Source organism: Rhodococcus sp. EPR-157 (assembly GCF_001647195.1).
In the GTDB taxonomy this organism is placed as follows: Bacteria; Actinomycetota; Actinomycetes; order Mycobacteriales; family Mycobacteriaceae; genus Rhodococcoides.
In genome coordinates this window covers 1-9530 of the sequence record NZ_LVCV01000523.1, presented here as the reverse complement: position 1 = coordinate 9530, position 9530 = coordinate 1, and the positions used below count along the sequence as shown (strand labels likewise).

General features: G+C 62.2%; 11 protein-coding genes. 8 read left to right on the top strand and 3 right to left on the bottom strand.

What is annotated here, in order from left to right:
• A partial coding sequence (locus A2J03_RS23685; RefSeq protein ID WP_269455240.1) for an SLC13 family permease occupies positions 1–528 on the bottom strand: 528 nt, incomplete at its 3' end.
• A 194-nt stretch (positions 529–722) separates the two neighbouring features.
• Between A2J03_RS23685 and A2J03_RS23680 the strand changes: the two genes are divergently transcribed.
• From A2J03_RS23680 to A2J03_RS23670, 3 genes are all read left to right on the top strand, one after another.
• Positions 723–1421, top strand: coding sequence for a FadR/GntR family transcriptional regulator (locus tag A2J03_RS23680; protein WP_068378882.1), 699 nt, complete (start codon positions 723–725; stop codon positions 1419–1421).
• Between the two features lie 48 nt (positions 1422–1469).
• On the top strand, positions 1470–2291 hold the full coding sequence (locus tag A2J03_RS23675) for an MBL fold metallo-hydrolase (RefSeq protein WP_197480934.1): 822 nt from the start codon (positions 1470–1472) through the stop codon (positions 2289–2291).
• Between the two features lie 75 nt (positions 2292–2366).
• Entirely contained in the window at positions 2367–3776 is a 1410-nt protein-coding gene (locus A2J03_RS23670; protein ID WP_068378878.1) for a carotenoid oxygenase family protein, read from the top strand.
• Here the strand turns inward: A2J03_RS23670 and A2J03_RS23665 are convergent.
• Positions 3756–4649, bottom strand: coding sequence for a helix-turn-helix domain-containing protein (locus A2J03_RS23665; RefSeq protein WP_068378876.1), 894 nt, complete (start codon positions 4647–4649; stop codon positions 3756–3758). The genes A2J03_RS23670 and A2J03_RS23665 overlap by 21 nt on opposite strands.
• A gap of 166 nt (positions 4650–4815) precedes the next feature.
• On the opposite strand from A2J03_RS23665, the gene A2J03_RS23660 reads away from it, so the two are divergent.
• The gene (locus tag A2J03_RS23660; protein ID WP_068378872.1) at positions 4816–5670 is read left to right on the top strand and encodes an SDR family NAD(P)-dependent oxidoreductase; all 855 of its coding nucleotides are present in this window, start codon (positions 4816–4818) and stop codon (positions 5668–5670) included.
• A gap of 165 nt (positions 5671–5835) precedes the next feature.
• Here A2J03_RS23660 and A2J03_RS23655 read toward each other — a convergent pair whose 3' ends face one another.
• Positions 5836–6411: an FKBP-type peptidyl-prolyl cis-trans isomerase gene (locus tag A2J03_RS23655; protein WP_082898054.1), complete on the bottom strand. Its 576-nt coding sequence runs from the start codon at positions 6409–6411 to the stop codon at positions 5836–5838.
• A gap of 220 nt (positions 6412–6631) precedes the next feature.
• Between A2J03_RS23655 and A2J03_RS23650 the strand changes: the two genes are divergently transcribed.
• The 4 genes from A2J03_RS23650 to A2J03_RS23635 form a co-directional block, all read left to right on the top strand.
• Positions 6632–7600 carry an acyl-CoA desaturase gene (locus tag A2J03_RS23650; RefSeq protein ID WP_068378866.1) on the top strand — a complete coding sequence of 323 codons (969 nt, stop codon included), beginning with the start codon at positions 6632–6634 and terminating at the stop codon, positions 7598–7600.
• Complete coding sequence (locus tag A2J03_RS23645; protein ID WP_068378863.1) at positions 7597–7848, top strand: acyl carrier protein; 252 nt, start codon at positions 7597–7599, stop codon at positions 7846–7848. Before A2J03_RS23650 ends, A2J03_RS23645 begins: the two co-directional genes overlap by 4 nt.
• A 1-nt stretch (position 7849) precedes the next feature.
• Complete coding sequence (locus tag A2J03_RS23640; RefSeq protein WP_068378859.1) at positions 7850–8704, top strand: SAM-dependent methyltransferase; 855 nt, start codon at positions 7850–7852, stop codon at positions 8702–8704.
• A partial coding sequence (locus tag A2J03_RS23635; protein ID WP_156520557.1) for a cytochrome P450 occupies positions 8701–9530 on the top strand: 830 nt, incomplete at its 3' end. The genes A2J03_RS23640 and A2J03_RS23635, both read left to right, overlap by 4 nt.

Here is a 9530-nt window from a genome sequence, read left to right as displayed (position 1 = left end):
GAGTGTGAGCGGGCTGTTGGTGAGGCCGGCGTCGGCCGCGATGCCATTGACGGTTACCCCGTAGATGCTGATCGGCGAGAAACCGCCTGCCTGCGCGCCATGAATCACCATCATGCCCATGAGCAGGGCATTGATCTTGTATCGGGCAGCGAAGCCCAGGGCAATCGGCGCGACGATGGCGACGGCGGCCGGTCCGAGCGCCCCGATCGAGGTGAGAACACCGGTGATGCCGAACATCACCCAAGGAATGAGTGCAACTCTGCCACCGACCAGGCGGACGGCACCGCGGACCAGTAGATCCACAGTGCCGTTGTTCTGGGCTATCGCGAAGAGGTAGGTAATTCCGACCAGCGTCAGGAACAGGCCGCTCGGGAAGCCGCCGATAATTTCGTCAGTTCCCATGCCCACGGCAAGAGTTCCGACGAAGAACGCCGCCACGAACCCCAACGCGCCCATGTTCACAGGGAACACGGTTGCGGCGAGGAACATGACGACGAGCGCAAGGATTGGTATCAACTCGGTCGACATCGAAGGTCTCCGGTCCGTCTTGGTGTCACCCAGGCGGTTGCCCGGGATCTTCAGTGGCTAATTGGACTGGCCACTGAGTCATTAGCGACTCAACCAGTGAAGTGGATCACTTGTCAAGATGCAATGTGTCGCCAATTACTCGACCCAAGGCCGTTAAGGTGGAAGGTCCAGAGGAACAGAGAGCGAGTGACACAGTGGCTGAGCAAATCCGCCCGGTGACCCGACCACGGCTGTACGAGGTGATCGTCGAACAGCTGTGTGAACACATCGTGAACCGGGATATGCAGCTCGGCGAGCGGCTGCCACCTGAACGAGAACTCGCCGCGCAGCTCGGCGTCAGTCGCGCATCTCTGAGCCAGGCGCTAGTGGCCCTCGAAGTTCAGGGGATCTTGTCCGTCCGGCACGGGGACGGTGCCGTCCTGATCCGTCGCCCCGTCGGCGATATGGCCATCCGAGCTCTGCGCGAACACGCCGACCGACTACCCGAAGTGATCGAGGCTCGTGAGGCTCTCGAGGTCAAACTTGCCGAACTCGCCGCAACCCGACGAAGCGACAACGAAATGGCTGCGATCGATCACGCATTGACGGTCATGGCCTCGGAGATCACCGAGGGGGAACGCGGCGTATCGGGAGACGAGCTGTTCCACCGCGCGATCACCGAAGCTGCGCATTCTCCCCTACTCGCCAGACTCATGGGCGAAATTGCCGGACTCATTCGCGAAACTCGCATCGAATCGCTCTCGCAGTCCGATCGCCCGAAGGCTTCACTCGAAGGTCACCGAAGAATCGCCGAGGCTGTGCGACAACAGGATCCGATGGCCGCGGGCAGAGCCATGGCCGAGCACATCAGGCTCGTGTCCGACGTCGCGCTTCTCCGGCCCGTCGACGGCTGAGCGGCGTCCTGGTTTCCCGCGAACGGATCGCGGGAAGAGTGAATGCACATGGTCACCGATGGAATGATGAGGTCCATGCAATCGCTGGGTTCTTTGGTCCGGGTTCGCCACATCAACTGCGGAACGTTCCGGGCGCGGATCGGCGGACCTGCGCTGGTGAGTCACGTGTTGGTGTGCGAATTCGAACACGGCGTCGTACTCGTCGACAGCGGTCTGGGTACGGACGACGTCGCGCACGCCACCTCCCGACTCGGCGCAGGCTTCCGTCTCCTCCTCCCTGCCCTCGACAGCGCCGAGACCGCGCTCGACCAGCTCGAAAAGTGTGGATGGACGGCAAACGACGTCACAGACGTCGTGTTGACACACCTGGATCTCGACCACGCGGGCGGCGCGGTCGACTTCCCGTCGGCGACCGTCCATGCGACCGCCGTCGAACTGGCAACGGCGCGGACTCGATCGGGCCTACCGGCCAAAGTGCGTTATCGCCCAGCGCATCTCGCCGCGATCGAACACCGATCAGCTGGCTATGTCGAAAGTTCCGGTGAACTGTTCGGGATGGCCGGGCACCAACTGCACGACTCGGTGTGGATGATTCCCATGCCCGGACATACGGCAGGTCATAGCGCTGTCGCCATCCGTGACCCGGAGTACGGATGGCTTCTGCACGCCGGCGATGCGTTCCACCACCGCCGTGCAGTCACCGAAGAGCGATCCGGGAGATCGATCTCCGTGGCCGAGGCTCTGTTTGCCGACGATCTGAAGCTACTCCGAACCAATCAACGTCGACTCGCCGATCTGGCCGCAACGCCCGGTGGTCCGCGCGTATTCTGTGCGCACGATCCGATCCAGTTTCGCGCCCTCGCTACCTAGAGCGCACGACTTCTATAGGGCTGTGCTGCAACACTTGATCCGCCACGACATCATTCGCTGACTACCGAGGACACCATGACCGTCACTGCCGATCCGCACCGGCCGCTGCCGGTCGATGTTGCCCACCATGCCCACTTGACTGGCGTCTTCGCCCCACAGCGTGAGGAAGTGGACGTCGCAGACCTGAAGATCGTCGGCGACTTGCCCGACGACCTGAACGGCAGCTATCTCCGCAACGGTCCCAACCCGCGATTCGACCCGATCGGCTCATTCGTCTTTCCCCTGGACGGTGACGGGATGGTCCACCGCATCAGTATCGCCTGGGGTCAGGCGTCGTACAGCAATCGGTTCGTTCGCACACCGATGGTCGAACTGGAAGAACAACGCGGCGAGGCTATCTGGTCCGGCGTGATGGACGGTTACACACCGCCCGCGTCGGTAGTCGGCGACGCACTCGCCGGAACCACCCGCCAACTCCCCGACATCAACATCGTCGAACATGCGGGCAAGCTCATGGCCATGGCCGAGGGCGACAAGCCCTACCTGCTCGACCGTGCTCAATTGAAAACTCTGGGCCAGGAGGACTGCGACGGCGCGATGCGCGTCGGAAGCACCGCGCACCCGAAGATCGACCCGCATACCGGTGAGATGGTGCTGTTCAATTACAGCCTCGAAGCGCCGTACCTGACCTGGTCCGTCGTAGGAGCAGACGGGAGCGCCCTGCGCGCACCGACGCCAGTACCGGGTCTGGACAAGCCGATGATGATTCACGACATGGCTCTGACCGAAAAGTACATCGTGCTCTTCGTCAATCCGTTGGCCTTCGACCTCGCGGCAGCCATGACCGGTGGCAGTCTGCTGGCCTGGCACCCGGAGGACGGCACCCGCATCGCGCTGATCCCGCGTGACGGCGGTGCTGTCCGATGGATCGACACCGACACGTTCTGGGTGTGGCACTTCGCCAATGCCTTCGACAATCCGGACGGCACGGTGACCGTCGACTACGTCGAGCATCTCTACCCGATGGGATTCGCGCAGACCTCGGTACCCAACCACTCGACGTTGATGCGAGCGCTCTGCAGTCCGTCGACGGGTTCGATCACGCGCACACAGATCAGCGAACGGACAGGCATCGAGTTCCCGCGAGTCGACGATCGGTTGCTGACTCGCGACAACCGCCGCATTGCTACCGTCGGACGGGCGGACGAGGATCACGACGTCCTCGAGTCTCTGTGGTTCCACGACGTACACACCGGCCGCGACGACGTGTGGACTCCGGGAGTCGCCCTCGGCGAACCCATTTACATTCCCGGTGAACAGCACGACTATTGGGGAGCGATCGGCACCGATCCCGCCGACATGAAGTCGCGGTTCTACGTTCTCGACTCCGACGATCCAGCGGACGGTCCACTTGCGACGATCGAGCTGCCGATCCGAGTTCCGGCTGGGCTACACGGTGCCTGGCTACCAGCGCTGTCGAGTTGAATCATCAGGGGCAGAGCCCAACTCGACTGTCGGACTGGTGAGTGACCAGCTGGAAAGGGTGTTCATGGCCTGATGGGAGGCGGTACCGACCTCGGTCGTGTAGACGAACAACGTTTGACTGGGATCACCGGGCATGGTGAGCGTTTCGTAGCTGACGGTCAACTCCCCCACCAATGGATGTCGGAGTCGCTTCGAGCCGAACGTCCGCTGATACACTCGGTTTTCACTCCACCAGCGTCGGAATTCAGTGCTATGACTGGTGAGCTCGTCGATCAGATTCTTGATTCCCTTGTCGTCGGGGTAATTTCCGACGTCGAACCTGAGACTCTCGACCGCTGCACGCGCGTGAATGTCCCAGTCGACGAACAACTGGCGAGCGTCGTCCGCGACGAACATCCACCGCGCATAGTTGCGTTCGCTCGGACGCATCGACTCGAAGTCGGCGAACAACGCGTTCGCCATTCGATTGCTTGCAAGGACGTCGGACCGTCGTCCGAGTATCAACGCCGGCTGACCGTCGAGTGAGTCGACAAGCTGCCGCAGACCCGGCCGTACCCGCTGGACCGGCCGCGACCGTGCATGGCCGTTGGACGTGGCCCCGACAAGATTGCCCAGATGCACTCGCCCTGCCTCCCCAAGACCGAGCGCTCGAGCAATGGCGTCGAGGACTCCCGACGACGGCGTTATTCGTCGCCCTTGTTCCAAACGGGTGTAGTAGTCGGTGGACACCCCGGCAAGGAGCGCGACTTCCTCACGACGCAAGCCCGGAACTCGCCGCACTCTGCCGTCCTGGGGCAGACCGGAACGCGACGGGTCACAGCCCGCTCGAGCGCGCTTGAGGTAGTCGGCCAACTCCTGGTTGACGTCTGGCATCTTCGAAGCATCTCAGAATTGCGGCAGTCGTGCCTGGCCCGCTCAGTCCTAGTCACGCAACTCCGAGGACGAAGAGGGTGCGCTATGGCCAATTTTCGACGGTAGTTCTGGCTCACGATCGAGTGGTCGAGGAAAGTCCCGACCTGATCGCACGAGGAGTCTCCCCATGCCCTACCCCACCGCCACACCTGCAACCTGGTTCGTCACCGGAACGTCGCGAGGTCTCGGTCTCGAGCTCGTCAAGCAGCTTCTGGAGCGCGGCGACAATGTGACAGCGACGACCCGCTCACCGGGGCGCCTCACCGCGGCGCTGGGCGAGGTGGACACGCAGCGACTGTCGATCGTCGACGTCGACCTGGTCGACAGTGGTTCGGTCTCGAGCGCTGTCGACGAGACAGTCGAACGCTTCGGCGGGCTCGACGTGGTGGTCAACAACGCTGGCTACGGACTCATCGGATCCGTCGAAGACACCACCGACATCGAGGCCCGAGCGATGTTCGACATTCATATCTTCGGGGTGTGGAACGTCTTGCGCGCCACTCTGCCGATACTTCGCACGCAGGCCAACGGCCACATCATCAACCTGTCTTCGGTTTTCGGTCTCGTAGCCGGTCCGGGCTGGGGACTGTACAACGCAACGAAGTTCGCGCTGGAAGGCCTCAGTGAGGCTCTTGCGCAGGAAGTTTCACAATTCGGCGTCAAGGTCAGCGTCGTGGAACCGGGCTACTTCCGAACAGACTTCCTGACCGCCGATTCGCTGGCGATGCCCGAGACCGTGAACGAGGCGTACGTCCCTATCCATGAGACGACTCGCACCCATCTCGCTCTCCACGGCAGCCAACTCGGTGATCCGACAAAGGGAGCCTCCGCGATCATCGACATGGCTGTGAAGGGCGACGGGCCGCTGCATCAGCTTCTCGGTTCGGATTCGTACGCCTACGCCACCGCCAAGCTCGAAAGCCTGCGTGCAGATTTCGAAGCTGGCCGCGAACTGGCGCACAGCACCGACTATCAGGTATGAGGCCCACATACGGGTGGTGAGTTCGTGCACCGGACAGCCAAAGTTGTTGCAGACGGATAGTTTGGGGCGCTCCGCGCCCAGTGGCACGAATAAGTGCATTGCCGTGCACTTAACCGCGCCACTGGGGCGGAGCCCCAGTGGCCAGTCGGCCCTATCGTGCGAAACTTATCCCGTGACGCCGAGAATCTTGATCGCGAAGACGAGGCTGTCTCCCGCTTCGATGCCTGCACGCGGTTGACCGTCGGGGTACCCATCCGCCGAGTTCATTGCGACGGCGACAGTCGACCCGACCGTCTGGCCCGCGATTGCCTTCTGGAAGCCTGACACGACTCCATCGAGCGGGAATTCGGCGGGAGCGCCACGCTCGTAGCTGCTGTCGAACACAGACCCGTCACGACCGTTGACGCCCATGTAGCAGACCGAGACCTCCGCGTCGTCCGCCACAACCTCACCCGTACCGGCCTGCAGAGTCTCCACCTGCGTCTCCGTCACCGCAAACGGTGCCTCGACATCGATGAGCGGTGCCGACGACTCCGTGGAACCGGTGACCGAGACGCTGCCGGTCGTACCGGAGAGCGTCCACTCGGCCTCACCGTCATTGTCCGGAACAGCGGTGGGACAGGTAGTGGTCGCAGACGTTGTTTCAGCAGCCGATCCGGACGTCGGCGTCTCGGACTCGGATCCACACGCTGTGAGAGCAAGAACGAGCGACGCAGCACTGGCTACCAGGACACCGGACATCGACATGCGGGATGAGTTCACGGCAGCAACGCTACAGAAGGGGCTCGCCGTGCCTGACGCGGACAGTCAACCGGCATCGATGGCAATCGCGACATCCGATCCCTCGATCGGCTTCGTTCCGCGGAGGTGAAGGCAACGCCCTCCGCTCCTACGGTTGGGGTCGCTACCGACCACCACCCGTTGATTCAGGACGGCACCTCGACATGACCCAAGGCTGGACATGACTGAACTACAGGGCGAACGGCCACCCGCTCCTCGGCGCAAGACGGTCAGTAACTCGTATCTCCACCGCCTTCAGCGTCGCCACTTCATCCTCTTCGATATCCTCCCGATCGTCGGTACCGTCGCCGCTGTTGGATTCCTTGCCGTCCAGCCGTTCGGCCTCACCGAACTCGTGTTGTTCTTCTCTATGTGGCTGGTCACCGGGCTAGGTATCACCGCCGGATACCATCGGTTGTTCACGCACCGCAGCTACAAAGCGAGCACGTGGGTATACGCGGTTCTCGCTGTTGCAGGCTCGATGGCCGGCCAGGGTCCAGTCGTCTCCTGGGTTGCGCTGCATCGTCGGCACCACGAGTGCAGCGACCGTGAGGGAGATCCTCATTCGCCGAACCTCGATGGATCGGGCATTCGCGGACGGATTCGCGGACTTGCCCACTCACACTTTCTCTGGATGCGTCGGCACGACTACCCGAACATCGTTCACTACGCACCCGACCTTCTGAAGAATCCTGTCGTCATGCGTATCTCACGCCGCTACCACTTCTGGGTGGTCCTCGGATTGGTGATTCCGGCGGCCATCGGCGGGATCGCTCACATGAGCTGGCAGGGCGCGGTGAGCGGGCTCCTGTGGGGCGGGTTCGTCCGGATGTTCGTCCTCGAACACATCGTCTGGGCGATCAACTCCTTCCTGCACATGTTCGGAACGCGTCCATACGAATCGCGCGAGAACAGCCGCAATGCAGGGGTTTTGGCCCTGGTGACGTTCGGAGAGTCCTGGCACAACAACCACCATGCTTTCCCTGACTCCGCGTCGTTCGGACTCAATTGGTACCGCCTCGACCCCGGGTACTGGTTGATCAAGTTCTTGTCCCTTGTCGGCGCGGCCCACGACGTCGGGATCCCGACCCGCGAGCGTCGACATTCCAAACGCAGGCGCCACCAGACACTCTCAGGAGCACAGCCATGACCGACATACTCGACCAGCAGTCCATCGCGCAGTGGTGCCAAGACTACGTCGCAGGACTGTTGGACGTACCCGCAGACTCGATTGCACTCGACGCGACGTTCGACCGTCTGGGGATCGACTCTGCCCACGCCGTCGCGCTGCTGATCGAGATCGAATCTCGTTACGGCATAGACCTTCCACCCGAGGCATTGTTCGAGAATCCGACCCTGGGCGCGGTCGCACAGTACCTGTACGAGCAATCGAGCTGACGTGGAGACCGCAGACGCCATCAAATACCACTACGACGTCGGCAACGATTTCTACCGGCTGTGGCTCGACCCGTCGTTGACCTACTCGTGCGCTCTTCGAGAACCTGGGGACACGCTGGAACAAGCTCAGGATCGCAAGCTGAGGTGGCATCTGGACGCTGTCGACGCTGACGAAGCCCGCAGTCTTCTCGATATCGGCTGCGGATGGGGCGCGATACTCGAGCGTGCATCGCTCGGCCATCATGTCGATCGCTGCACCGGTCTCACGCTGAGTGACGAGCAAGCACACTACATTCGGGGCCGCTCTCTTCCCGGCGTCGAGGTACGAACCGAGAACTGGATCGACTACCAGCCGGAGGAACGGGTAGACGCCATCGTGTCGATCGGCGCATTCGAGCACTTCGCCCGGCCGACCGATTCGCCTGCCGACAAGATTGCCGTCTATCGAGAGTTCTTCACCCGATGCGCCGGGTGGCTCGCCGACGGAGGAGCGCTGTCACTGCAGACCATCGCCTACGCCAACATGTCACCGTCGGACGCGAACGCATTCATCAACAACGACATATTTCCCGACGCCGACCTACCGACGCTCGTCGAGATCACCTCCGCCGCCGAAGGAATCTTCGAGATCGTCAGCCTGCGCAACGACCGGGCCGACTACGCGTGGACCTGCGAGGAGTGGGCATCTCGACTTCGCGCCCAGCGGCCGCGCGCCGTCGAACTGGTCGGCGACGACATCGTGCAACGGTACGAGCGGTACCTGAAGATGTCGGCGCTGGGATTCAGAATGGGGAAGATCGGGCTGCTGCGCATCGTATTGCGTCCATACGTCAGCCATTTCGGAAGCCGACGATGACCTCCGTTACCCGAGCAGACACAGTCCGATTCAACCCATTCTCCCCGGCCTTCCGAAGAAACCCGTACCCCTGCTACGACCAGCTACGCACACAGTCCCCGGTTCACCGAACGCTCGGGATGTGGGTGCTCACCCGACACTCGGACGTTCGACACGTGCTGCGCGACGACATGTTCAGCGCTGCGTTGATCCCTGAGTTGGTCTCGGCGCAAACAGCTCGGTACGGACGGGAGGACGCCGTTGCCGTCCGCCGAATGGGGACGAAATCACTGGTTTTCACCGACGACCCAGAACACAGGAGACTGCGTGAGCTAGCGAATCGAATTTTCGGGGGCAGCGCGATCGCGTCCTTGCGCGAGCACGTACGCATGACCTCGGAGACTCTGCTGCAGAATGCACTGCGCACCTGCGCAGCTGTCGACGTGATCGCGGACTATGCAACTCTCCTTCCCATCACGGTGATCTCTGACTGGATGAATCTGCCTGCGTCGATGCGACCGGATATCGGCCGTTGGACGCACGACATACGCTTCCTTCTCGAGCCGACGTTGATGACAGCGAAGGATCTCGACCGCGTCCACTCCGTCGTCGACGCGTTCACCCTGGCCTTGCAGCACGTGGTCTTCGAGCGCCGCGACCACCCCGGCACAGATTTGATCAGTCGAATGCTCTCTGCGTCAACGGATACCGATAAGCTGACTGTCGACGAGATCGTCGTGCTGTGCATCATGTGCTTCGTCGCGGGCAACGAGACGACGACCGCGCTCATCGGCAACACGTCGCTCGCGATGCTGACCCGTCCCGACTTGGTGACGGCACTGCGCGC

Excerpts from the sequence above, each read along its gene's own strand:
- A2J03_RS23675 (WP_197480934.1), top strand. The coding sequence starts at position 1,470 with ATGGTCACCGATGGAATGATGAGGTCCATGCAATCGCTGGGTTCTTTG.
- A2J03_RS23670 (WP_068378878.1), top strand. The coding sequence starts at position 2,367 with ATGACCGTCACTGCCGATCCGCACCGGCCGCTGCCGGTCGATGTTGCC.
- A2J03_RS23665 (WP_068378876.1), bottom strand. The coding sequence starts at position 4,649 with ATGCCAGACGTCAACCAGGAGTTGGCCGACTACCTCAAGCGCGCTCGA.
- A2J03_RS23660 (WP_068378872.1), top strand. The coding sequence starts at position 4,816 with ATGCCCTACCCCACCGCCACACCTGCAACCTGGTTCGTCACCGGAACG.
- A2J03_RS23655 (WP_082898054.1), bottom strand. The coding sequence starts at position 6,411 with ATGTCCGGTGTCCTGGTAGCCAGTGCTGCGTCGCTCGTTCTTGCTCTC.
- A2J03_RS23650 (WP_068378866.1), top strand. The coding sequence starts at position 6,632 with ATGACTGAACTACAGGGCGAACGGCCACCCGCTCCTCGGCGCAAGACG.
- A2J03_RS23645 (WP_068378863.1), top strand. The coding sequence starts at position 7,597 with ATGACCGACATACTCGACCAGCAGTCCATCGCGCAGTGGTGCCAAGAC.